Source organism: Variovorax paradoxus B4 (genome assembly GCF_000463015.1).
Taxonomy (GTDB): domain Bacteria; phylum Pseudomonadota; class Gammaproteobacteria; order Burkholderiales; family Burkholderiaceae_C; genus Variovorax; species Variovorax paradoxus_E.
In genome coordinates, this window is the sequence record NC_022247.1 from 143,488 (window position 1) to 167,271 (window position 23,784).

24 protein-coding genes are annotated in these 23,784 nt (G+C 67.2%); 4 read left to right on the forward strand and 20 right to left on the reverse strand.

All coding sequences use genetic code 11. From position 1 onward, the window contains the following. Positions 1 to 9: 9 nt before the first annotated feature. Entirely contained in the window at positions 10 to 228 is a 219-nt protein-coding gene (locus VAPA_RS00700; protein ID WP_230558940.1) for a DUF1127 domain-containing protein, read from the reverse strand. Positions 229 to 290: 62 nt separating this feature from the next. On the opposite strand from VAPA_RS00700, the gene VAPA_RS00705 reads away from it, so the two are divergent. Beyond that, entirely contained in the window at positions 291 to 1,181 is an 891-nt protein-coding gene (locus VAPA_RS00705; RefSeq protein ID WP_021004847.1) for a LysR family transcriptional regulator, read from the forward strand. A gap of 4 nt (positions 1,182 to 1,185) precedes the next feature. Here the strand turns inward: VAPA_RS00705 and VAPA_RS00710 are convergent, their stop codons facing one another. From VAPA_RS00710 to VAPA_RS00775, 14 genes are all read right to left on the reverse strand, one after another. After that, positions 1,186 to 1,833, reverse strand: a complete 648-nt coding sequence (locus VAPA_RS00710; protein WP_021004848.1) for an ANTAR domain-containing response regulator — start codon at positions 1,831 to 1,833, stop codon at positions 1,186 to 1,188. A gap of 1 nt (position 1,834) precedes the next feature. After that, complete coding sequence (locus VAPA_RS00715) at positions 1,835 to 2,989, reverse strand: transporter substrate-binding domain-containing protein (protein ID WP_021004849.1); 1,155 nt, start codon at positions 2,987 to 2,989, stop codon at positions 1,835 to 1,837. A gap of 36 nt (positions 2,990 to 3,025) precedes the next feature. Then, complete coding sequence (locus VAPA_RS00720; protein WP_021004850.1) at positions 3,026 to 4,693, reverse strand: nitric oxide reductase activation protein NorD; 1,668 nt, start codon at positions 4,691 to 4,693, stop codon at positions 3,026 to 3,028. Next, a complete protein-coding gene (locus VAPA_RS00725) occupies positions 4,690 to 5,517 on the reverse strand; it encodes a CbbQ/NirQ/NorQ/GpvN family protein (protein ID WP_021004851.1) in 828 nt (275 codons plus the stop codon). Before VAPA_RS00725 ends, VAPA_RS00720 begins: the two co-directional genes overlap by 4 nt. Continuing rightward, positions 5,514 to 6,524: an alpha/beta fold hydrolase gene (locus VAPA_RS00730; RefSeq protein WP_021004852.1), complete on the reverse strand. Its 1,011-nt coding sequence runs from the start codon at positions 6,522 to 6,524 to the stop codon at positions 5,514 to 5,516. The genes VAPA_RS00725 and VAPA_RS00730 overlap by 4 nt, the downstream gene beginning before the upstream one ends. A 27-nt stretch (positions 6,525 to 6,551) precedes the next feature. Beyond that, a complete protein-coding gene (locus tag VAPA_RS00735; RefSeq protein ID WP_021004853.1) occupies positions 6,552 to 7,877 on the reverse strand; it encodes a purine-cytosine permease family protein in 1,326 nt (441 codons plus the stop codon). Between the two features lie 26 nt (positions 7,878 to 7,903). After that, a complete protein-coding gene (locus VAPA_RS00740) occupies positions 7,904 to 8,941 on the reverse strand; it encodes an aliphatic amidase (protein WP_021004854.1) in 1,038 nt (345 codons plus the stop codon). A gap of 75 nt (positions 8,942 to 9,016) precedes the next feature. Continuing rightward, a complete protein-coding gene (gene urtE / locus VAPA_RS00745) occupies positions 9,017 to 9,706 on the reverse strand; it encodes an urea ABC transporter ATP-binding subunit UrtE (RefSeq protein ID WP_021004855.1) in 690 nt (229 codons plus the stop codon). A gap of 17 nt (positions 9,707 to 9,723) precedes the next feature. Next, a complete protein-coding gene (gene urtD / locus VAPA_RS00750; protein ID WP_041946277.1) occupies positions 9,724 to 10,491 on the reverse strand; it encodes an urea ABC transporter ATP-binding protein UrtD in 768 nt (255 codons plus the stop codon). A gap of 32 nt (positions 10,492 to 10,523) precedes the next feature. Beyond that, the gene (urtC, locus tag VAPA_RS00755) at positions 10,524 to 11,579 is read right to left on the reverse strand and encodes an urea ABC transporter permease subunit UrtC (RefSeq protein WP_041946278.1); all 1,056 of its coding nucleotides are present in this window, start codon (positions 11,577 to 11,579) and stop codon (positions 10,524 to 10,526) included. A gap of 10 nt (positions 11,580 to 11,589) precedes the next feature. Next, on the reverse strand, positions 11,590 to 12,492 hold the full coding sequence (gene urtB, locus VAPA_RS00760; RefSeq protein WP_021004858.1) for an urea ABC transporter permease subunit UrtB: 903 nt from the start codon (positions 12,490 to 12,492) through the stop codon (positions 11,590 to 11,592). Positions 12,493 to 12,497: 5 nt separating this feature from the next. After that, a complete protein-coding gene (gene urtA / locus VAPA_RS00765) occupies positions 12,498 to 13,691 on the reverse strand; it encodes an urea ABC transporter substrate-binding protein (RefSeq protein WP_021004859.1) in 1,194 nt (397 codons plus the stop codon). 415 nt (positions 13,692 to 14,106) lie between these two features. Continuing rightward, positions 14,107 to 14,607, reverse strand: coding sequence for a hypothetical protein (locus VAPA_RS00770; RefSeq protein WP_021004860.1), 501 nt, complete (start codon positions 14,605 to 14,607; stop codon positions 14,107 to 14,109). Continuing rightward, positions 14,604 to 15,542 carry a LysR family transcriptional regulator gene (locus VAPA_RS00775; protein ID WP_021004861.1) on the reverse strand — a complete coding sequence of 313 codons (939 nt, stop codon included), beginning with the start codon at positions 15,540 to 15,542 and terminating at the stop codon, positions 14,604 to 14,606. Before VAPA_RS00775 ends, VAPA_RS00770 begins: the two co-directional genes overlap by 4 nt. Before the next feature lie 97 nt (positions 15,543 to 15,639). Here VAPA_RS00775 and VAPA_RS00780 point away from each other — a divergent pair, with 97 nt between their 5' ends. Then, positions 15,640 to 16,632, forward strand: coding sequence for an SDR family oxidoreductase (locus VAPA_RS00780; protein WP_021004862.1), 993 nt, complete (start codon positions 15,640 to 15,642; stop codon positions 16,630 to 16,632). A gap of 27 nt (positions 16,633 to 16,659) precedes the next feature. Here VAPA_RS00780 and VAPA_RS00785 read toward each other — a convergent pair whose 3' ends face one another. The 5 genes from VAPA_RS00785 to VAPA_RS00805 all read right to left on the reverse strand — a co-directional run bounded on the left by VAPA_RS00785 (position 16,660) and on the right by VAPA_RS00805 (position 20,864). Continuing rightward, positions 16,660 to 17,598 carry a glutaminase gene (locus tag VAPA_RS00785; protein ID WP_021004863.1) on the reverse strand — a complete coding sequence of 313 codons (939 nt, stop codon included), beginning with the start codon at positions 17,596 to 17,598 and terminating at the stop codon, positions 16,660 to 16,662. Next, entirely contained in the window at positions 17,595 to 18,494 is a 900-nt protein-coding gene (locus tag VAPA_RS00790) for a DMT family transporter (protein ID WP_021004864.1), read from the reverse strand. Before VAPA_RS00790 ends, VAPA_RS00785 begins: the two co-directional genes overlap by 4 nt. Before the next feature lie 28 nt (positions 18,495 to 18,522). Then, entirely contained in the window at positions 18,523 to 19,023 is a 501-nt protein-coding gene (locus VAPA_RS00795; RefSeq protein ID WP_021004865.1) for a BON domain-containing protein, read from the reverse strand. Then, the gene (locus VAPA_RS00800) at positions 19,020 to 19,529 is read right to left on the reverse strand and encodes a flavin reductase family protein (protein WP_021004866.1); all 510 of its coding nucleotides are present in this window, start codon (positions 19,527 to 19,529) and stop codon (positions 19,020 to 19,022) included. Before VAPA_RS00800 ends, VAPA_RS00795 begins: the two co-directional genes overlap by 4 nt. 105 nt (positions 19,530 to 19,634) lie before the next feature. After that, positions 19,635 to 20,864, reverse strand: a complete 1,230-nt coding sequence (locus tag VAPA_RS00805; RefSeq protein WP_021004867.1) for a nucleoside recognition domain-containing protein — start codon at positions 20,862 to 20,864, stop codon at positions 19,635 to 19,637. A gap of 73 nt (positions 20,865 to 20,937) precedes the next feature. Here VAPA_RS00805 and VAPA_RS00810 point away from each other — a divergent pair, with 73 nt between their 5' ends. Beyond that, positions 20,938 to 22,521 carry a phospholipase D family protein gene (locus tag VAPA_RS00810; protein ID WP_021004868.1) on the forward strand — a complete coding sequence of 528 codons (1,584 nt, stop codon included), beginning with the start codon at positions 20,938 to 20,940 and terminating at the stop codon, positions 22,519 to 22,521. 101 nt (positions 22,522 to 22,622) lie between these two features. Then, entirely contained in the window at positions 22,623 to 23,783 is a 1,161-nt protein-coding gene (locus tag VAPA_RS00815) for an ABC transporter substrate-binding protein (RefSeq protein WP_021004869.1), read from the forward strand. The last annotated feature ends 1 nt before the right edge of the window (position 23,784 follow it).

Here is a 23,784-nt window from a genome sequence, read left to right on the forward strand (position 1 = left end):
ATTCGGTCGTCAGCGATGCCGATCGAGCAGCCCGGCCACCTCGCTGCGGCCGATGCCCAGGTCGCGCAGCTCGTGCTCGCTCATGCCAGCCAGATGCCGGGCGTCCGTGTGGGCGCGGCGGCGCTCTGCAGCGCGGCGGCGCCAGCTGCGCAGGGCATGCATCAGGCGTTGATGAAAAGGCGAGTGCGTCGGCGCGGTCACGATGGGCTCCTTGTTGGGAGCGCTCATCTTGCGGCGAGGCATGCTATTGTGGAAGTTGAGATTCCTGACACCTTCAATCAGCATTCCTGATGCGACAGCTCAACCTCGACCAACTCCGCACGCTCATTGCCATCGCCGACCTCGGCACCTTCTCGGCGGCGGCCAAGGCGCTGCACCTCGCGCAGCCCACGGTGAGCCTGCACATCAGCGAACTCGAATCGCGGCTGGGCGCGCCGCTGGTGGTGCGCGGCAACCGCCGCGTCACGCCCACGGCCGCCGGCGCGGCACTGGTCGAACGCGGGCGCAAGCTGCTGCGCGACACAGACGACGCCGTCGAAGCCGTCAAGCGCCAGGCCGAAGGCCGCACGGGCCGCGTGCGGCTCGGCACTTCCACCGGCGTGGTGGTCGACCTGCTGCCGCAGGTGCTTGAAGCGCTGGGCGCCCGGCATGCGGGCATCGACGTGGAGGTCAGCATCCTCGGCTCGTACGAGGCGATGGCGCGGCTGGCCGCCGGCACGCTCGACGTCGGGCTGGTGGCCATGCCGCAGCCGCCGCTGCGCGACCTGGTCGTCACGCCCTGGCGCGACCAGGCCATGATGGCCTTCGTGCCGCAGCGCTGGAAGGCACCGAAGCGCGTCACGCCGGCCTGGCTGGCCGCGCAGCCGCTGATCTTCAACGACGCCAGCACCCACATGTACCGGCTCTCGATGGAGTGGTTCGCTGCGGCCGGCTTCGCGCCGCGTGCGCGCATCGAGCTCAACTACGACGCCGCGATCCGCAGCCTGGTGGCCGCCGGCTACGGCGCCGCGCTGCTGCCGCTGCAGCAGACCACGGATGCGGCTCTGAACGAGCGCATGCAGATCCTGCCGATCGCGCCCAGGCTCACGCGCCGCTTGGGCATCGCACACCGCCTGCCCGGCATGCTCGACGGTGCGACGCAGAGCGTGCTGAAGGTGCTGACGACGTTTCGCCAGCTCTGATTCTTCAATTCTGGCCGGGTCTGCGCGCGCCGAGCGAAAGAATTTCGTTGGCGTTGACGATGGCCGCGGCGATTTCTTCCATGGTCGTGCGCTTGCTCATCGCCTGGTCGCGGATCAGGTCGTGTGCCTGCCCTTCGGAAACGCTGTGTGTCTTCATGAGAATGCTCTTGGCTTCGGCGAGCTGCCGTACACCGAGCAGCTTGGCCTCGACCTTGCGCAGGCGCCGCGCGAGCGAACGGCTTTCCTTGTGCGCCTCGCGCGCCACCACCAGTGCAGAGAGCAACCCGAAGGAGCGCACCGGCGAGGGAAGCACCGCCTTGGCGCCGATCTCCAGCACGGCCTCGACGATGGTCGGATTCTCGTAGGTCACCACGGCGATGATGGCGGGCGCTTCTTCGCTCTGGGTCCATTCGAAGCGCAGGTTGATGAAGTCGGGCTGCACCGCCATGAAGGCCACGTCGATGCCCTCGGGAAGCACCTGCACCGGCGGCCAGAAGGCCTGCACCTGGCAGCCGATGCGCTGCAGTTGCTGCGTGATGTGTCGGCCGTCGGCGTCGTCAGGGTGGATCACCGCGATCTTCAGCAGGCGCAGCTCTTTCAGCTGCGGCGGCGTCACCCGCAGGGTGTGTCGCTTGGGGGCGGCGTCGTCCATCCTAGAGCTCCAGCGTATCGAGCCTGGCCGTCCAGTCGCCCAGCGAGTGAGTGACCAGATAAGGATCGGGGTACACCGCGCGCGTCGCCTGCCGAACGATGGTGAACTGCCCGTGCGCATCGACCCGCCCGATGCGCGGGTAAAGGCAGGTGTGATGGTTCGCCGGATCGATCTTCACGCGCCCCTGCGGCGCATCGAACTCGCTGCCCAGGATGTGCGGCAGGATCTCCGCAATGCCGTCGCTGCCCGATTGGCGGAACGCATTGGCGAAGATGTGCATCTGGAAATACGAGGCCTCCCAGCACAGGTTGGGCACGCAGCCGTCGCCGAAGCGTTCGCGCAGCCGCGCGAGGCAGCGCCGGTTGGCGGCCGAGTCGATCGACTGGAAATACGGCGCCGCGGTGAAGTGCCCCGTGGCCACGCCAGGCCCCATCTGCGAGATCTCGGCCTCCGATGTGGTGAGGCTCGAGATCGGCATCGTCTTCGGATCGAAGCCCGCTTCCGCGTACGCGCGGTAGAGGCTCGCCGTGGAGTCACCCACCACGGTCGAGAAGATGAAGTCGGGCCGCTTGTGGCGGATGTCGTCCATGATCGCGCGGTAGTCCTTTTCGGTGGCGTCGAGCGCCACGTAGCGCTCGCCGAGTTTCTCGCTGCCGGGACGCTGCATCACCAGCTCGCCCATGATGCGGTTCGACTCGTAGGGATAGATGTAGTCGGAGCCGATCAGGTAGACGCGCGAACCGAAGTTCGTGGTCATGAACTCCGCCAGCTGCACGCTGTTCTGATTGGGTGCGGCGCCGGTGTAGATGACGTTGCCCGAGTACTCGAAGCCCTCGTAGAGCGTGGGGTAGAACAGCAGCTTGTTCCATTTCTCGATCACCGGGATCACGGCCTTGCGGCTGCTCGACATGTAGCACCCGAAGATCACATTGACACGGTCCTGCACGATCAGCTTCTCGGCCAGCTGGGCGTAGCGCGCAGGGTTGGATTGCGGGTCGTAGCGCACCGCCACGATCTCGCGGCCGTCGACGCCGCCGGCTTCGTTGATTTCCTCGATGGCGAGCAGCGCGCCCTGCAGCTGCGACAGCCCGATCGTCGAAGTGACGCCGGTTTCCGAGTACAGGATGCCAACGCGAATGGGGTCCTTGTCAGCCACGGGGGTGTCTCCTGGATGTGTGAACCATCATTCTCCTCAGTTTGCGGCGGCCAGCCGCGCGCTCATGCGCGCGAGCCGCGCGGGCAGGCTGCGTGCGTCGTCGGCGATGCAATAGTTGCGCCAGCCGAAGATCCGGCGCACATACGCGTCGGCTGCGCCATCGACCGCGATGCAGGCCGTGCGCACGCCGGCTTCGCGCGCTTCGGCGACGGCCATGCGGGCGTCTTCGATCAGGTACTTGGGGTCGTGCACGTCGATGTCGGAAGGCGCGCCGTCGGTTACGAGCAATATCGCGCGCTGGCCTGAAGGCTCGGCGCGCAGGTGCGATGCGGCATGGCGCAGCGCGGCGCCGATGCGTGTGGAGTAGCGGCCGCGCACCGCGCCGACCACGGCACGCAATGGCGCTTCGAGCGGCCTGCCGAATTCCAGCAGGCGGTAGTAGTAGACCTCTGCGCGTGTGTTGGACGAGAAGCCGTGGATGGCGAACCGGTCGGCGCCGCGTGCGTTTGAGTCGGCCAGCAGCAGCGCGGCCTGCTTTTCGATGTCGAGCAGCGAACGCGCACCGCCATGGACGGGGTCGTTCGCCGATTCCGACAGGTCGAGCAGCACCAGCACGCTGCTCGGGCGCGGCGCCTTGCCGGGGCGCATGAAGAGGCGCGGATCGGGGCGCAGCCGCAGGCGGCGGTCGACCAGTACCTCGATGGCGGCGTTCAGGTCGACGTCGTCGCCTTCCCATTGGCGGCGCAGGCGATGGGTGCGGTCGAGCTGACGGGCGCGGGGCAGCGCGAGCGGGGTCATGCGCTCGGTGGTGTTGCTGGCTGCCGCTTGTTGTTCACGCACCGGCAAGAGACCCTGCCATGCCGGAAGCTTCTCGATCACCGTGCACCAGCCGGGCCGCAGGCGTTCGAGCTTGCGGTCCCATTCGGGGTAGCTGTAGCGGCCCAGCTCCAGTTCGTCGGCGCCTTCGGGCAACGGGCCATCGCTTTGATTCGCAGCATCGGTATCGGTCGGCGGTGGCGGCCGGGCACTCGACTGCTGCAGCGCGATGGCTTCGTCGGGCGGCGTTTCGGCCTCGCCGAAATCCCACAAATAGCTGTTGTCGTCGCGGTACGGCGCCGGCACTGCGTAGTGCTGCGGATCGAAGCGCACGCGCATCTGGCCGAGGTCGTTGGCCAGGATCGACGCGATCGTACGGAAGGCGTCGCAGTCTTCCAGCCCCGCAGAGGCGACGGTCTCGTCGAACAGGCGGCGCGCCTTGTTGACCCAGTGGTTGTCGTCCTGCCACGCGGGCAGCATCAGCATGCGGTCCATGCGCGAGACGAGCGCCGCAAAGCCCAGGTCGAGCGGGTCGGGCGCGGGCGCGAGCGATCCGGCGAACCAGCCGTGCACCCCGGGGAAGTCGCGGCACAGCAGCCGCTCGACGCGTGCGTCCTCGATGGCAGAGACGATGGCGATGCCCATCGGCTTGAGCGTGCGCGCGGGCCGGGCGGGCTGGGAGTGGCGCAGGTGCGCGACCGCATGGGCCACCATGGCGAAGCGCAGTCGCTCACCGTCGCTGCTGTCGTCGTCCTGCGCAGGGAGCAGCAGCCGCTTGCCCACCAGCACCGCTCTCGTGCCTGCGCTGCCTTCGAGCGGCTGCACCTCGACGTCGACACCCACCAGCCCACGGGCGAGCAGGGCCAGTGCGGCGTATCTGTCTTTCATCCGAACTGGGCTGCGACGAAGCCCTGCAGCGCGCTGGCCATGTCGGGGTCATCGGTGAGGGCGCGCGTCATCGTCATCTCGCAGCTGTCGCGCGGTGACACGCCGTCGCGGATCAGCACGCCCGCGTAGATCAGCATGCGCGTCGACACGCCCTCGTCGAGCCCGCGGTGCTTGAGCTCGCGCGAGCAGCGCGCAATGGCCACCAGCTTCGCGGCCAGGTCGAGCCCGACCGCGGCCTCGTGTGCGACGATTTCCGCTTCGAGGCCGCTGTCGGGGTAGTCGAACTCCAGCGCCGCGAAACGCTGCCGTGTCGAGGGCTTCATGTCTTTCGCGCTGCTCTGGTAGCCGGGGTTGTACGAGACCACCAGCTGGAAGTCGGGGTGCGCGCGCACCAGTTCGCCCTTCTTGTCGAGCGGAAGGATGCGGCGCGCGTCGGTCAGCGGGTGGATCACCACGGTGGTGTCCTGCCGGGCCTCCACCACCTCGTCGAGGTAGCAGATGCCGCCGTGGCGCACCGCCAGCGTCAACGGGCCGTCGTGCCAGGCCGTGCCGTTTGCATCGAGCAGGTAGCGCCCCACGAGATCGGAGGCCGTCATGTCCTCGTTGCACGCCAGCGTGACCAGCGGCCGTCCGAGCGACCACGCCATGTGCTCCACGAAGCGGGTCTTGCCGCAGCCGGTCGGGCCCTTCAGGATCAGCGGCATGCGGTGGCGGTAGGCCTGTTCATAGAGCGCCACTTCGTTGCCCGCGGGCCGGTAGAAGGGCTCGGTCTCGATGCGGTAGCTGGCGAGCGGATCGGCGCAACGGGGTAAGGCGGCGTTCATGGCGTGGCGAGCAGTTCCTTGAGGGCGGCGTCGATGAAGCGGGTGTCGACCGGGCTGCTGCCGCCGCCGGCAAAGTGGCCCCACACGCCCGGGATCGGGCGGCACTCGGCGTTCGGCATGTGCGACACCTCCCATTCGTTGTCGGCCACGGGAAAGTACAGGTCGCGCTCGGCCGGCATCACGATGGCGCGCGCCTTGATGGCGCCCAGCGCTTTCTTGAAGTCGCCCTTGAACACCGGGTTGTCGCTGATGTCGCCGTGCTGCCACGACCACAGCATCGCGAGCAGGTTGTTCGCGTCCTTCTGCAAAAAGAAGCCTTCCCAGAAGCCGACCAGGAAGTCTTCGAGCGAGCTGAAGCCCAGCTCGCGCCACAGCTCCCGCATGTAGAAGGGCTGCGACAGTCCCCAGCCTGCGTACACGCGGCCCACCGCCCGCAAGCCCTTGCTCGGCGGCGTGCTGTACCAGCCGCCGTTCCACGCCGCGTCGGCCGTGAGCGCGGCCTTCACGCCTTCCAGAAACACGATGTTGTGCGGCGCCGTCTTCGCCGAGCCGCAGAACGGCGCGATGCGCTGCACCATGTCGGAGTACAGGCAGCCCCACTGGTTGGTCTGCTGCGCACCCATCGACCAGCCTGTGACCAGCGCGATGCGTTCGATGCCGAACTTCTCCGTGACCAGGCGGTGCTGCAGCCGGACGTTGTCATAGAGAGTGATGTCCGGAAAGCGCGACAGGTTGTACGGCTCGGGCGTGTTGCTGGGCGACGAAGAGAGGCCGTTGCCCAGCATGTTCGGCACGATGATGAAGTACTTGTCGGGGTCGAGCGCCATGCCCGGGCCGATCAGCCACTCGTTGTCGTAGTGTTGGCCCGAGTACCAGGTCGGGTAGACGATCACATTGCTCTTGTCGGCGTCGAGCTTGCCGTAGGTCTTGTAGGCAAGCCTGGCATTGCGCAGCGTCGCGCCGCGTTGCAGGGGCACGTCGCCGAGGTCGAAGATTTCGTAGTCCATGGTCGTTGTCGCTTTCGAATGAGGTGTTCAGTTCTTGATGGACGGCGCGGCCGCCGCCACCGGCGCGCCGCTGCCGATGTGGAGCACGAAGTAGCAGGCGCCCGCCGCAATGAAGGCCGCCACCGCCGTCGACAGCTGCGGTGCCATCGTCTCGGTGGCATAGGCCACCAGCGAGCCCACGCCCCAGGCGATGAAGGCGCGCGGGCGCCAGTCGGCACCGATGGCGGCACCGATGGCGGCACCGGGCCGCACGAAGTACAGGTCGGCGATCAGGATGGCGCCGATGGGCGGCACCAGGATGCCCAGCAGTGACAGCCACGGAATGAACAGAGCCCACACGTTGGCCGCCGCAATCGCGATGCCCACGGCCGCGAGCACCACGGCGAACACGCGCATGCGCCCGTTGCCGATGCGCGACCAGCCCACCGCCGAGTTGTAGAGGCAGTGCGCGCACACCGAGCCCAGGTTGCACAGCAGGAACACGAAGGCCACCACGGCCAGCCACGGCGCGTTCTGCGCGAGCAGGTAGCCGAACATGTTGTCCAGGCCGAAGGGCTGCGGTTGCGGCAGTGCCAGTGCGGCCGTCATGACGCCGCCGACCAGCATCGCGACCAGGTTGGCCACCGGAAAGGCGCAGGCCGTGGCAATCAGCGAGCTCTTGCGGTCGGCGGCCCAGCGGTTGAAGTCGGCCGTGACCGTGCCCGCATCGATGAACAGCGCCACCACGATGGTCAGGCCGATGCCGAAGGACATCGGCAGCGCCGGCTGCGTGCCGGCGTACGACAGCACCTTGTCCCAGCCGGCGGCACCGGCCGAGTGCAGCACCACCCAGCCGCCCAGTACCACGAACAGCGGCACCGACACCATGCCGATCCAGTGCAGGCCGCGAATCCCGACGAAGGTGATGCCCAGGTACAGCACGCCCGCCGCAATCGTCATCGTCAGGTAGTCGAACTTGAAGGCCGTGTGCATCAGGTTGCCCGTGATGCCCGTCTGCACCGCATACCAGCCCAGCAGCAGGGTCGACAGCAGGCCCGAGGCGAACACGTAGCCCTTCCTGCCGAAGCTGGCGCTGGCCAGCAGCGCGAAGTTGTGGCCGCGCGCCGTGCCCAGCGCGCCCAGCGACCCCACGTACGCGAACATCAGCAGGTTGCCCACGATCATCGCGAGCAGTGCGGACTGGAAGCCCATGCCCGCCACCAGGATGGAGCCGGTCATGGCCCCCGTGATGATCATCGGGAACCCGAGCCACACCATCGAGACCGAGAAGGTGCTGCGCCGCTTCGAGAGCGGAACCGGGTCGTGCTCGTACTCGTCGCCGAGTACCTTGTCGTCGACATGCGTCTGACTCATGGCATACCTCTTTTTCTTGCGACTGTTCAGCGGTGCCGGGCCGGCTCGTTCGGAATGCCCTCGATCGGGCATTCGGGCGTGCCGACGGTGCTGCGTGTGAACGACTCCACCATCTCGCGCGTGCCCTCGGGGTCATTGATCCACTGCGTGTAGAAGTTGTAGGGGCAGGCCGCCACGCCCTTGTCGCCGTCGCCCGAATTGATGGTGCCGGTGTAGCCGCGGTGCACCAGCTTGAACAGGTGGTTCTGCGACTGGCCGTTCTTGCGCGCGTCGCGGATCAGGCCCATCGAGAGTTCGGCGTAGTTGATGCCCATTTCTTCCTCGCCGCATTCCCCGAGCGTGCGGCCGTCGAAGCCGATGAGCGCGGAGTGGCCGAAGTACGAGTACACGCCGTCGAAGCCCGCCGCGTTGGCCACCGCCACGTAGGTGTTGTTCATGAAGGCCATGGCCTTGGACACCAGGATCTGCTGTTCCTTGGCCGGGTACATGTAGCCCTGGCAGCGGATGATGAGTTCGGCGCCGCGCATCGCGCAGTCGCGCCAGATCTCGGGGTAGTTGCCGTCGTCGCAGATGATCAGGCTCATCTTCATGCCCTTGGGGCCTTCGCTCACGTAGGTGCAGTCGCCCGGGTACCAGCCCTCGATGGGCACCCACGGCATGATCTTCCTGTACTTCTGGACGATCTCGCCCTGGTTGTTCATGAGGATCAGCGTGTTGTAGGGCGCCTTGTTCGGGTGCTCTTCATGGCGCTCGCCGGTCAGCGAGAACACGCCCCACACGTTGGCGCGGCGGCAGGCGTCCGCGAAGATCGCGGTCTCCTCGCCGGGCACCGCGGCGGCGGTGTCGTACATCTCCTTTGCGTCGTACATGATCCCGTGCGTGGAGTACTCGGGAAAGATCACCAGGTCCATGCCCGGCAGGCCCTTCTTCATGCCGACCAGCATTTCGCCGATCTTGCGGGCGTTGTCCAGCACCTCGGCCTTGGTGTGCAGGCGGGGCATCTTGTAGTTGACGACCGCGACGCCAACGCAATCGTTGCTGCTCGAAATATCACCATGTCTCATGACGTTGCTCCTGGAGGGGGTTGAGGGAAAAAAGGTTTTTGGGGGTGAAGGTGCGCAGCAGGTTCATTCGTACCTTCACACAGTCAGGAAGGATCGGACCTTGTCCTGGTCGAGCGTGGCGCGCGCCTCGTCGTGCACGATGCAGCCGCGGTCGATGACGAGAAAGCGGTCGGCCAGCTCGAGCGCGAAGCTCAGCACCTGCTCCGACACCACGATGGCGAAGCCGCGCTCGGCGCGCAGCACGTTCAGCGTCTGCGCGATCTCCTTGATGATCGAAGGCTGGATGCCCTCGGTGGGTTCGTCCAGGATCAGCACCTTGGGCTCCGAGATCAGTGCGCGCGCGATCGCCAGCATCTGCTGCTGACCGCCCGAGAGGTTGCCGGCGCGGCGCTGCCTCATGTCCTTGAGCACGGGGAAGAACTTGTAGAGGTACTCGGGCACCGTGCGGTGGCCCGACTTCGCGGCGCCCGAGAGGATGTTCTGCTCCACCGTGAGGAACGGAAACACCATGCGCCCCTGTGGCACGAACGCCAGGCCCTGCGCCACGCGCTGGTAGCTGGGCAGCTTCGTGAGTTCGGCGCCGCCCAGGCGGATGCTGCCGCCGCGCGCGGGCAAAAGGCCGATGAGCGACTTCAGCAGCGTGGTCTTGCCCATGCCGTTGCGGCCCATGACGGCGACCGCCTCGTCGGCCGCGACGTGCAGCGACACATCGCGGATGACGTGCGACTCGCCATACGCCACGTTGAGTTCGGAGACTTCGAGCATCTGAATTTCTCCTTCTCTCAGTGGCCGAGGTACACGTCGATCACGCACGGGTCGGCATGCACCTGCGCGGCCGTGCCTTCGCTCAGCAGCTTGCCCTGGTGCAGCACGGTCACGCGGTGCGCGATGCGCTTGACGAAATCCATGTCATGCTCGATCACGACCACCGACTTGCCCGTCGAGATGCGCCGCAGCAGGTCGCCCGTCTGTTCGCGCTCGCGCGGGCTCATGCCGGCCACGGGCTCGTCGAGCAGCAGCAACTCGGGCTCCTGCATCAGCAGCATCCCGATTTCGAGCCACTGCTTCTGCCCGTGGCTGAGCTGCCCGGCGCGGTGGCCGAGCCGCTCGCTCAGGAAGACCTGCTCGGCCATCGCGTCGATGCGCTCGCGCAGCGCGGGCGTGCGGCGGAATGTCAGCGACTGCAGCAGGCCGTGCATGCGCGGCAGCGAGATCTCGAAGTTCTCCAGCACCGTGAGGTCTTCGTAGACCGAAGGCGTCTGGAACTTGCGGCCCACTCCGGCCCGCACGATCTCGTACTCGTTCAGGCGGCCGAGGTCCTGGCCGTTGAACAACACGCGGCCTGCGCTCGGCCGGGTCTTGCCGCAGATCATGTCGAGCAGCGTGGTCTTGCCTGCGCCGTTCGGGCCGATGATCACGCGCAGCTCGTTGCGCTCGACGACAAGGCTCAGGCCGTCCACCGCCTTGAAGCCGTCGAAGGACACCGTGAGGTCTTCGACACGCAGGATCTGCTCGCTCGAAGACGAGAACCCGGTGGCTGCCTGCGGCATGCCGGTGTTGGGCAGCGTCATGGTGGTGGCGTTCATCGTGCTGCCTCCGCACCGTGACGACGCGCCAGCAGCTTCTCGCCCAGGCCGGCAAGGCCGTTCGGCATCGCCCACACCACGAGGATGAACACCGCACCCAGGAAGTACAGCCAGCCCTCGGGGAAGGTCTCCGACAGGTACGACTTGAGAAAGCCAATCAACAGCGCACCGATCACCGCACCCGGAATCGACAGCCTCCCGCCGACCGCTGCGTAGATCACCATCTCGACCGAGGCGACCACGCCGATCACGCCCGGTGCGATCAGCCCCACCTGCAGGCTGTAGAAGGCCCCGCCGATGGCCGACAGCATCGCAGCCGCCGCGAAGACAAAGGCCTTCATGTGCGCGGTGTTGTAGCCGCTGAAGCGCACGCGGTCTTCCCGGTCGCGGATGGCGATGAGGATCTTGCCGAAGCGGCTGCGCACGATCACGAGCGACACCGCCATCACGAGCGCGATGGCCAGCACTTCGATGAAGTACATGACGCGCTTGGCATCGTCGCCTGCGATGTCCAGGCCCAGCAGCGTGCGGAAATCGGTGATGCCATTGGCGCCGCCGGTGTCGCCCTGCTGGCCGACGACCACCACGGTGAGCGTGAGCGCCAGCGACAGCGTGACGATGGCGAAGTACACGCCGCTCACACGCCGCTTGAAGATCGCATACGAGAACACATACGCCAGCACGGCAGGAATCACGAGGATGCCCACCACCGTCCAGCCCAGCGAGTGGAACGGCTGCCACCACGCCGGCAGCTGCTCGACGCTGCTCCACACCATGAAGTCCGGCAGCTCGGGCGCCGAGGCTTCCAGCTTGAGAAACATCGCCATCATGTAGCCGCCGAGGCCGAAGAACATGCCCTGGCCCAGGCTCAGCACGCCGCCGTAGCCCCAGGTGAGCACCACACCGATCGCGACGAATGCAAAGGCCAGGTATTTGCTGATGAGGTTCAGGCGGAACGGATCGAGCGTGAGTGGCAGCACCACGGCCAGCAGCAGCAACACGGCAGCCAGTCCGACGAGGTCGCTCTTGCGTTGGGGAGAAAGCTTCTTCATGCCCATGCCGTCAGCTCCTCGACCGCGTTGCGAACAGTCCGTTGGGCCGGAAGTACAGCACCGCGATCACCAGCAGCAAAATGGTGGCCTTGGCCATCGATCCGCTCATCAGGTACTCGAGCCAGGTCTGCGACTGCGCGATGGCAAAGCCCGAAAGCGCGGTGCCAACCAGGCTCTGCACGCCGCCGAACACCACCACGATGAACGAGTCGACGATGTAGAGTTGACCGGTGCCCGGGTTGGTCGAGCCGATCATCGTGAACACCGCGCCCGCGATGCCCGCGAGCCCGGAGCCCAGCGCGAAGGTCATCGCATCGACACGGTGCGTGTCGATGCCCACCGCGCCGGCAATGGCGCGGTTCTGCGTCACTGCGCGCACCTTCAGTCCCCACGAGGTGCGGTAGAGCAGCAGGTACACGCCGATGGCGACGATGGCCGTCAGCCCCACGATGAAGATGCGCGTGAGCGGCAGCTGGATGCCCGGAGTCGGCTCCCACGCCCCCGCGAGCCACGAGGCCAGCGGCACGCTCACTTCCTGCGCGCCGAAGATGGAGCGGTAGGCCTGCTGCAGCATCAGGCTCAGGCCCCAGGTCGCGAGCAGGGTGTCGAGTGGCCGCTCGTAGAAGAAGCGGATGAACCCGCGCTCCAGCACATAGCCGAACGCGAAGGTCACGGCAAACGCGAACGGGATCGCGGCGAACAGGTAGAGGTCCATCCAGCCCGGCGCGAAGTGCGCGAAGAAGCGTGCCGCCAGGTAGGTCATGTAGGCGCCTAGCGCCATCAGCTCGCCGTGCGCCATGTTGATGACGCCCATCAGGCCGAAGACGATGGCCAGCCCGATGGCCATCAGGAGCAGGATGGTGAACAGGCTCACGCCGTTGAACACCTGCATCACCGCGATGTCGAAGTTCATCGGGGTCAGACCTTCGGGAAGGGGTTGGGCTCGACCAGCTGCGGCGATTCCCACACGATGTCGAACTGGCCGTCGGGCCGTGCGCGGCCCACGCGCACCTTCTTCCACACGTGGTGGTTGGTGGCGTGCACGCGCACCGTGCCTTCGGGTGCCTCGATCTCCACGCCCGCTGTGGCGGCCGTGACCTTGTCGACGTCGAAGGACTTGGCCTTCTCGACCGCGAGCTTCCAGAGGTACACGCAGTTGTAGGCCACCTCCATTGGGTCGCCGATCACGCGGTCCTGCCCGTACTTGGCCTTGAAGGCCTTCACGAACTTCTCGTTGGCCGGCGACTTGATGCTCTGGAAGTAGCCCATGCAGGCGTAGTAGCCCGCGGCGTTGTCCTTGCCGATGCCGTCGATTTCATTCTCGGACACCACGGTCGACAGCAGCACCTGCTTGCTGCCGTCGAGGCCCGCCGCGCGCAGCTGCTTGTAGAAAGCCACGTTGGAGCCGCCCACCACCGTGCTGTAGATGCAGTCGGGCTTGGCGGCCTTGATCTTGTTGATGATCGACGAGAACTCGGTGTGGCCCAGCGGCGCATATTCTTCGCCGAGCACCTTGCCGCCGGCCGAGGCAATGGCGGGCTTGGCGATCTTGTTGCAGGTGCGCGGGTAGATGTAGTCGGAGCCCACGAGAAAGAAGCTCTTGCCCTTCTCGCGCGCCATCCATTCGACCGCCGCGATGACCGACTGCGTGGCTTCCTGCGAGGGGTAGAACACGCGCTTGTCCTGCTCCTGGCCCTCGTAGTAGGTCGGGTAGAAGAGGAGGCCCTTGGCCTGGTTGAGCACCGGCAGCAGCGCCTTGCGCGACGCCGAGGTGTAGCAGCCGATGATGGCGGCGACCTTGTCGCGCTCCAGCAGCTTGCGCGCCTTTTCAGCGAACACCGGGTTCTCGCTGGCGCCGTCTTCGACCACCGCCTCGATCTTCTTGCCCAGCACGCCGCCGGCGGCATTGATCTCCTCGATGGCCAGTTTTTCGGCATCGACCAGCGAGGCCTCGGCGATGGCGATGGTGCCCGAGAGCGAATGCAGCAGCCCGAGCTTCACGGTGGCGCCATCCTGCGCGGCCGCCAACCTGGCAACGCCGCCCGCGGCGCCCAGCACGATCATCGAGCCGCCGGTCTTCACGATCTGGCGGCGATTGAAGGGGTTCGTCATGTCAAATTCCTTTGCTTTGGTTTTGTGCGAGTCATCAGGAACATCCGACCTTCGGCCGCCGTGCGTGGGGTGTCTCCTCCCGCGGCGCGGCGCCTGCAAACGAGCGCTGTGCTGCCAGTGCTTTCTCTCCGGGCAAAGCTCCGCCCCCGGATGGCGCGCATCCGTTTTGAAAAGGCTTCGTTGCGACCGAAAAACAAAAAAGCCCGAACCGGTGTTGAAACCGATTCGGGCTTTATTGCCCGACACCTCGCTGGCAGCACTGGCAGCGGGCGTCGTATGAATGAAGGACTGATAACGATTGCTCGTTGGGGCGGATTCTTCTCAACTCACCCCTGCGTGAACATACGTTCTTTCGCTGATTGGCGGATACGCAGAACGTGTGGTATTCGCGCGCACACCGCTGCGGCGCCGCTGGTTAGCGCGGGCGGGCGAAGTCGGCTTCGATCCAGCTGGTGGCGCTGCCGGACGTAAGCTTGAAGGCAGGCGAGACGCTGACGCTCGCGAGCTCGCTGTCGTCTTCGTCGTCATGTGCGCTCAGCATGGCCGAGGGGTTGTCCTCGTCGGGCACGATGGCGAGCGACACGCGAATGCGCCGGCCGCCCTGCGCCGTCACGGTCACGCTCTTGTTGAGCGTGGCGTGCAGCTGCTGCTCGTGGCGGCGAATCACCTCGGCGGCGGTCTTCACCAGGGTGGAGAAGGCGGGCCCGTCGAGCGGCTTCGGGTTCTTCTTGTCGCGGCCCATGGTCCAGGGGCCGACCAGCGCCGGTTCGGGGTCGCCGTGGCGGGTCATCTCGACGGCCCAGCCGTCGTCTTCCTCGTTCTTGATGACGCGGGCGGTCCAGTGGTCGTCGCGCCAGAGGCGGGGTTCCTGAAGGGGGAGGGTGTCGGAATCTGTGGAGTCTGTAGCTTCGGTCATTCGGATGCTCGGGTTCGTGCGCGGCCCATTTTCGCCTGCGCCTGGGAGCCGATGTAATGCTGCAGGCCATCGACCAGTGCATCGAAGGCGGCGCGGCAGCGCGGGTTGCTGCGCAGGTCCTCGTGCATCGTGACCCAGGTCTCGAGCTTCAGCGAAAACGTGCGCGGCATCAGGCGCAGCAGCGCGCTGTCGCGCTGGGCCAGCCCGACCTGGCAGATGCCGATGCCCGCGCCGGCGCGGATCAGCGCGAGCTGCGCCAGGTCGCTGTCGGTGCGCAGCGAAAAGGCATCGCGGCTGAAGCCCTTCAGCGACTTGCCCGCATTGCGCACGAAGGCCGAGGGCTGGTCGTAGCCGATGACCGAATGTGCGGCCAGTTCGTCGAGCCTGCGCGGCGTTCCATGGCGGGCCAGGTAGTCCTTGTGCGCATGGAAGCCGAGCTCGATCTGCCCGATGCGGCGCGCCACCAGCTGCTCCTGCTTCGGGCGGACCATGCGCACGGCAATGTCGGCCTCGCGCCGCAGCAGGTCCTGCAGGCGGTTGGTCGACACCAGCTCCACCTTCAGTTCCGGATGCTGTTCGCGCAGCCGCGCGACGATGGGCGGCAGCACTTCGACGCCGATCACTTCGCTGGCGGACACCCGCACCACGCCGCGCACGCCCTCGCCCTGGCTGGTGGCGGCGCGGGCCAGGGAGGCGGCGGTGCTCTCCATCGCCTCGGCGTGGCCCCTGAGCGCCAGCGCGATCTCGGTGGGCATCAGGCCCACTTGCGAGCGCGTGAAGAGCACCACGCCCAGGGCTTTTTCCAGCGCCGCGACATGGCGTCCCGCCGTCGGCTGGGTGATGCCGAGCGCGCGTGCCGCGCCGGAGAGCGAGCCCTCCCGCAGCACAGCGAGAAAGGAGCGATAGAGCTCCCAGCCGATGTTCATTGAGGTCATGCACAAATGTATAGCCGCTGGCTCATGTTAGGCAATTCCAATGGAACGGACCGCGCTCCAGAATTCATCCATCGACAACTCTTCTGGAGCGCTTTTCATGGCACGCGACAACACGGTTCTGGTTCTTGGTGCCACGGGCGGCATCGGCGGCGAGGTGGCGCGGCAGCTTTGCGATGCGGGATGGCAGGTGCGCGCGCTGAAGCGCGGCGCGGCGGACGCGGTGGCGCGCAAGGACGGCATCACCTGGATTTCCGGCGATGCGATGGACCGCCACGCCGTGGCCGAGGCCGCGAAGGGCTGCTCGGTCATCGTGCATGCGGTCAACCCGCTCGGCTACCGCCGCTGGCCGGAGCTGGTGCTGCCGATGCTCGACAACACCATCGCGGCAGCGACCGCCGAAGGCGCCACCATCGTGCTGCCCGGCACGGTCTACAACTACGGGCCGGATGCATTTGCGCTGCTCGCCGAAGACTCGCCGCAGCGCCCGGCGACGCGCAAGGGCGCGATCCGCGTGGAGATGGAAAGGCGGCTCGAAGCCGCCAGCCGCCGCGGCGCCCGCGTGCTGATCGTGCGCGCCGGCGATTTCTTCGGCCCGAAGGCCGGCAACAACTGGTTCTCGCAGGGGCTGGTCAAGGCGGGGAAGCCGGTCGGCGCAGTGAGCTACCCCGGCAGGGGCGGCATCGGCCACCAGTGGTCCTACCTGCCGGACGTGGCGCGCACCATGGTCGAACTGCTGGAGCGCCGCGACAGGCTGCAGGCGTTCGCCAGCTTTCACATGGCCGGCCACTGGGATGCCGACGGCACGCGGATGAGTGGCGCCATCCGCCGCGTGGTGGCGCGCCGCACGGGTGTCGAACCGCGCGTGGCGGCCTTCCCATGGTGGCTGCTGACGCTGGCTTCGCCTTTCGTAGCGACCTTTCGCGAGATGCGCGAAATGCGCTACCTGTGGGAGACGCCGGTGCGGATGGACAACGCGCGGCTGGTCGCGTGCCTCGGCCGCGAGCCGCACACGCCGCTCGACGAAGCGGTCGAGGCTTCGCTCGAGGGGATCGGGTGCCTCCGCACGCAGCCGGTTGCAATGCCGGTCTGATCAGGGGCGCGAGCAAACAGCAGCCGCTCAGAAGACCGAAAGCCCGGTCCGTGCGACGAAGAGTTCCAGCGCTTTCATTCCCAGCAACGAGTTGCCCGTGCCGTCCAGCGCAGGCGACCACACGCACAGCGTGAGCCGATCGGGCACCACGGCCACGATGCCGCCGCCCACGCCGCTCTTGCACGGCAGGCCGATGGAGAACGCCACGTCGCCCGCGGCGTCGTAGGTTCCGCAGGTGAGCATCAGCGCATTGATGCGGCGCGTCTGCCGCTCGCCGGTCACCTCGGCCTGGCCGTCGATCGGATGCGCGCCGTCGCGGCACAGGAAGGCCGCCGCGCGCGCCAGCTGGCGGCAGCTCATCCGCAGCGCGCACTGGTGAAAGTACGTGTCGAGCACCACGGCCACGTCGTTGTCGATCTTGCCGAAGCTCTTCATGAAGTTGGCGAGCGCGATGTTGCGAAAGCCGGTCGCGGCTTCGGAGCGTGCCACCTCGTCGTCGAACGAGATCGGCTCGCCGCACAGGCTGCCCATCAACGCAAGGATGTCGGCCTTGGCACTGCCGCCGGCCTGTAGCGCCTGGCTCACGAGGCGGTCGGCCACGGCGATGGCACCCGCATTGATGAACGGATTGCGCGGCTTGCCGTGCTCGTTTTCCAGCTGCACCAGCGAGTTGAAGGGATTGCCCGAGGGCTCGCGGCCGATGCGCTCCCACAGCGCGTCGCCCATGCGCTGCATGGCCAGCGTCAGCGTGAAGAGCTTCGACACGCTCTGGATCGAGAACGGTGTCTGGGCATCGCCAGCGAAGGCCTCGGTGCCGTCGCAGGTGCGCAGCGCAATGCCGAGCTGGCGCGCATCGATGCAGGCCAGCGCCGGGATGTAGCTGGCCACCGTGCCGGCGGTGCCCAGCAGCGGCCGCAGGGTGGCGACGATGTCGTCGAGCACCGGCTGGAAGTCCGTGTCTTTCATGGCCGCGCCTTTCGCCGATTGACCATCACGATGCCGAGGCCCACGCCCGCCAGCGCCAGCATCAGCTGCAGCGTGAGCGGTTCGCCGAGCAGCACCACGCCGAACACCAGCGCGAACAGCGGCGTCAGAAAGCTGAACGACGACATCTGCGTGGCGGGGTAGTGCCGCAGCAGCCACATCCAGGTGAGATAGCTCGCGAAGGCGCCGATCACGGTCTGCAGGCCGATCGAGGTCCACGCCCAGGCCGAATACGAGAAGCCCCAGCTTTCGCCGAGCGCCAGCGACAGCAGCGGGCACACGGCCGCGGTCACGGCCACCTGGTAGAACAGGGCCTTCTCGGCGCTCGCGGTGGCGAGCCGCGTGGTGCGCAGCGCCAGCGTGGTCAGGCCCCAGAGCATGCCCCCCACGATGGCCATCGCATCGCCGAGCAACTGGCCCGAGCTCGAATGTCCGAAGCCTTCGCTGAACGCGAACAGCACCGCCGCGAAGGCGATGCCCAGGCCCAGCCACTGCAGGCCGTGCAGGCGCTCGGCGGGCACCCAGCGCGGCAGCAGCAGCGACACCCAGAACGGCGCGGTGTAGAGAAACACCGTGAGCCTCGAGGCCGAGGTGTGCTGCAGCCCCAGGTAGATGCAGGCGAACTCGCCCGCGAACAGCAGGCCCACGAGCAGGCCGCCCGGCAGCGTGCCGTCGCGCTCGAAAAGCGGCACGCGGCGCCACAGGCACCAGAGCCACAGCAGCACCACGGCGCCCACCATGCGCACCGTGGCCTGCCAGAGCGGAGGCACTTCGGTGACGGTGGTCTTGATGAGGATCTGCTGCAGGCCCCAGAACGCGCAGCATGCGATCAGAAGGCCGATGGCGAGGGAGTCGAGGTGGGTCTTGCGCTGGATCATTCGTCGCGTTGTTGTTGCTGCTGCTTGTTCACCGGCCGGCGACGGGATACGGCGGCTTGCCCCGCGTGCCGGTCATCAGGTCGGGCACCACGGTTTCGACATCCGGCACCGCACGCGCGGCGCGTTCGAGTTTCCTGGCCAGTGCGGCCGAGGGCACGCAGCCCTGCAGGTAGACCCAGCGGCGCTGGATCATCACCCACACGCTCGCCTTCTGCACGCCCGGCACGGCCAGCAGCGCGGCGCGCACCTTGGGCGCGAGCGGCTTGTCGTAGCGGTAGGCGTTGCTGTCGGTGCATTTGCCCGCGAGCCAGCAGCTGGTGCCGCGCTCCAGCCTTGAATGGGTCTGGGCGCGGCGTTCCTCGGCGGTATAAAGCGGACCTTCGGGCATGGCGCAGGCGGGCAGGCCGGCGGAGACCCGGAAGAACGGATCGTCGAACCAGTTCTGCTTGAGCGGTGTTGCCGGCTCCTGCGCCACCACGTTCTGCGCAGCCAGCAGCAGCACGCACATGAACGCGGCGCTGCGGTTCACAAGGGATGCTCCGTGTAGAAGCGCCCGCCGTGGAACAGCAGCGGCGAGGCGCCGGCATTGTGCGTGCAGCGCTCCACTTCGCCGACGAAGATCACGTGGTCGCCTTCGTCGTAGCGGCTGCGGTTGAAGCATTCGAAGCTCGCCGCCGCGCCCGCGAGCACCGGCGCACCGCCAAGCCCTTCGGTGAAGGCCACATCGGCCCAGCGGTCGATGTTCTTGGTGGCGAAGCGCTCGGCCAGACCTTTCTGGTTGGCGGCAAGGATGTTGATGGCGTAGTGCGACCCGGTGCTGAGCGCCGGCATCGAGCCGGCCGCGCGCGCCAGGCTCCACAGCACCAGCGGCGGCGCGAGCGACACCGAATTGAACGAGTTGGCCGTGAGGCCGACCAGCGTACCCTCGGCCGAGCGCGCGGTGACGATGGTCACGCCGGTGGCGAACATGCCGAGCGCTTCGCGGAATTCTTCGGGCGAAAAGGTAGGGGGCTTGGCCCGGCGGGAGGAGGTCACGGAAGAGGCTGTGCGTTGGACGGCGGAGGACCATTTTGGCTCAGCGCACGGACGGCTGCTTGGCGGGCGGCATCGCCCCGCTCGCAAGGGCCGGTTTCTCGGCGCTCAGCCGAAGAACCAGTAGCAGACCGCAATCGCCGCCATCACCCCTGCCAGCTCGGCCAGCAGCGCGCAGGCCACCGCATGCCGCGCGCGCTGGATGCCGACCGCGCCGAAGTACACCGCCAGCACGTAGAAGGTGGTTTCGGTGCTTCCCTGGATGGTGGCGGCCACGAGGGCGGGGAAGCTGTCCACGCCCTGGCTCTTCATGGTCTCGATCAGCATCGCGCGCGCCGCGCTGCCCGAGAAGGGCTTGACCAGCGCGGTGGGCATGGCGTCGACGAAGCGCGAATCCCAGCCGCCTGCGCTCACCAGCCAGCGCAGGCCGCCGAGCACGAAGTCCAGCGCGCCGGAGGCGCGCAGCACGCCGACCGCGCACAGCATCGCCACCAGGTAGGGCAGCAGGTTCTTCGCGATGTCGAAGCCTTCCTTCGCGCCCTCGATGAAACATTCGTAGACCTTGATGCGCCGGATCGCGCCGGCCAGCAGGAACACGATGATCACGCCGAACAGCGCGAGATTGCCCATGAGCGACGAGAGCGACGCAATGGCCGCCGCCGAGAGCGTGCCCAGCAGCGCCATGAAGCCGCCCAGCAGCAGCGCGCCCGGCACCAGGTAGGCCAGCACCACCGGGTCCCACAGCCGCAGGCGCTGCGCCACGGCCACCGAGAGCAGGCCCACCAGCGTCGATGCGCTGGTGGCCAGCAGGATCGGCAGGAACACCATCGTCGGATCGCTCGCGCCCTGCTGCGCGCGGTACATGAAGATCGTCACGGGCAGCAGCGTGAGCGAAGACGCGTTGAGCACCAGGAACAGGATCTGCGCGTTGGTGGCCGTGACCGGGTCGGGGTTCAGCCGCTGCAGTTCGCGCATGGCCTTCAGGCCGATGGGCGTGGCCGCGTTGTCGAGCCCGAGTGCATTGGCCGCGAAGTTCATCGTGATCAGGCCCAGGGCCGGATGGCCCGCGGGCACGCCCGGCATGAGCCGCCTGAACAGCGGGCCGAGCAGGCGCGCGAGCCAGCCGACCAGCCCCGCCGCCTCCGCGATGCGCAGGAAGCCGAGCCATAGCGTGAGCGTGCCGAACAGCAGCACCATCACCTCGACCGCAAGCCGAGCCATGGCGAACAGGCTTTCGACGATCGCCGCGAAAACCGCCGGATCGCCGCCCACGAGCCAGCGCCCGAGCGCCGCCAGCATCGCCATTCCGAAGAAACCCAGCCACAAGCCGTTGAGCACGCGTGTTCTTTCCCTTTTTGTGAGCGCGATCATAGGGCTCCGCCCGCGCCTGCTTCGGGCTACAGTGCCGGCCATGGCAGCCTCTTCCCTGATCCGCAGGCTCGCAGCCCTGGTGTGGGCCGGCGTGGCCGCGGCGTGGCTGACGGGGTGCGCGGGCTTGCCGCCGCCGCAACCGCGCGAGCCCACCGCGGCCATCATCGACGTGGGCGACACCGCGCTCGGGCAGCTGGCGCGCCTGGGCGCGTCCGATAGCGCAGCATCGCTGTCCGGCTTTCGGCTGCTTCCGGAGGCAGCCTTCGCGTTCGACGCCCGCATCTCGCTCGCGCGGCACGCCGAGAAGTCGCTCGACGTGCAGTATTACCTGATCGAGAAAGACGACGTCGGCCTGCTGCTGCTGCGCGAATTGCGCGACGCGGCGGTACGCGGCGTCCGGGTGCGCCTTCTGGTGGACGACCTCTACACGGCCGGCGAGGACGACGTGTTCGCCACGTTCTCGGCGTTTCCGAATGTCGAGGTGCGGCTGTTCAACCCGCTTCCTTCGCGGGCCGACTCGCTTGCGCTACGGCTCCTGTTCTCGGTTGCGGATTTCGGCCGCATCAACCATCGCATGCACAACAAGCTGCTGGTGGCCGACAACAGCTTTGCCGTCTCGGGCGGCCGCAACATCGCCAACGAATACTTCATGCGCGGCACGGCGGCGAACTTCATCGACATGGACGTGCTTTCCAGCGGGCCGGTCGTGCGCCAGATGTCCGAAGGCTTCGACCGCTACTGGAACTGCGAGCATGCCTGGCCCATCGAGCGCATCGCGCCGCTGCGCATGACGGTGGACGAGGCGCAGAAGCGTTTCGATGCCATCGCCAGCACGGCGCAGCCCGACGTGCCGATTCGCCAGCGCGACGTGATGGACAGGTCGCCGGTGGGCGAGCAGCTAACCACCGGCAAGGTCGACCTGCGCTGGGCGCCGTTCACGCTGTTCGTGGACGACCCCGCAAAGATCACGCGCGCCCCCGGGGCCGCCTATGCGGGCAGCGTGAACGAGGGTGCGCTGGGCGTCATCAATTCGGGCAAGCGCGAGGTCAAGATCGCTTCGCCGTACTTCATTCCCGGCCCGCCCGGCATGGCCATGATGAAGGCGGCGATCGCGCGCGGCGGGCGGATCACCGTGGTGACCAACTCGCTGGGCGCCACCGACGAGCCGCTGGCCTATGCGGGCTACGAACGCTATCGCGCCGACATGCTGAAGATCGGCGTCACCATCTACGAGATTGCGCCGATGCTCACCGGACGCTCGAGGCACTTCGGCAACTTCGGCCAGTCGATCAGCCGCCTGCACGCCAAGATCGCGGTGATCGACGACGAGCGTTTCTTCATCGGCTCGATGAATCTTGATCGCCGCTCCGCCGCGGTCAACACCGAGATGGGCCTCGTGATCGACAGCCCGGAACTGGTGGCCGACTACGAAAAACTCTTGGGCGGAGCGCGCGTGAGCCTGGGCTACCGGCTGCGGCTCGCGCCCGGCGGCCGCCGCGTGCAGTGGCTGGAGTACGACGACGACGGTGGCGACGTCGTCCACGAGGACGAGCCCGGCGAGTTTCTCTGGCTGCGCTTCAAGAACTGGCTGCTGCTGCCGATCGTGGGCGAAGAGCTGCTGTAGCGGTCGCCTGCACCCAACGGTTGTCACTTTCGGATCGATGGCTTGCGTTACATTTCTAATCAAAATGTGAATTTTTGTCACTGAATCCTGGAGACTTCGACATGACCGTTCCCGTGCCGCGCGAGTCGATTGCGCCGCTTTCCACCCGCCGTCGCCATGTGCTGACCGGTCTGGCCGCAACGGCGGCCGGTGCGAGCCTGGGATTTCCGGCGCTGGCGCAGAGCAGGACCGTCCGCATCGGGACCACCTTCGACAACAGCAGCGTCGAGAAGGCCAACGGCCAGGGGCTCCACCAGGGTTCGAGCGCCTTCTTCCATGCGCTGAACAAGGCAGGGGGCATCAACGGCACGAAGATCGAACTCGTCATGGCCGACGACCAGTTCAAGCCCGACCTCGCCAAGGCCAACGCACTGGCCTTCGAGAAGGACAGCTCCGTGCTTGCGCTGGTGCATCCGCTCGGCACCCGCCAGACGTCCGAGGTGATGGACGCCGTGCCCGGCATGGCCGTGGTGGGCCCCATCACCGGCACCATCTCGCTGCGCAAGAAGACCTCGCCCAATACCTTCTGGGTGCGCGTCAACTACGACCAGGAAATCGACAAGCTCGTGAGCACGGCGGCCGTGCTGGGCCAGAGCCGCATCGGCCTCGTGCATTCGAACGATCCGCTCGGGCAGTCGGTGCTGGCAGCGTTCAAGGCATCGCTCGCCAAGGCCAGACTGGAGCCGGCCGTCATCGCGACCACGCCCAACACCACCAGCATGGAAGTCGGCCCTGCGGCCGAGGCCATCGCCAAGGCCAAGCCGCAGGTCGTGCTCATCGGCCTGGCCGGCACGGCGCCGGCTTTCATGAAGGCATTGCGCGACGCGGGCGGCAACAGCTCGGCCTACGGGCTTTCGATCACCGCAAGCGCGCTGTCCGCCATGGGCGACCTGGCGCGCGGCCTGGGCTTCGTGGTCGTGGTGCCGTCGCCGTTCTCGACCAAGTTCGAGATCGTGCGCCGCTACCAGGCCGACATGCTGGCCAACGGCACCAAGGAGTTCTCGCTGACCAGCCTGGAGGGCTACATGAACGCCGCCGTGCTCGCCGAAGGCATGCGCCGCGCCGGCGGCTCGCTCACGCGCGCTTCGGTGATGGCGGGAATGGCCAGCATCGAGAATTTCGATCTGGGCGGCGTGAAGATCAGCTACGGGCGCACGAACCGCGAAGGCGGGCAGTTCGTGGACGTGGCCGTGATCGGCAGCCGCGGCCAGATGCTGAGCTAGG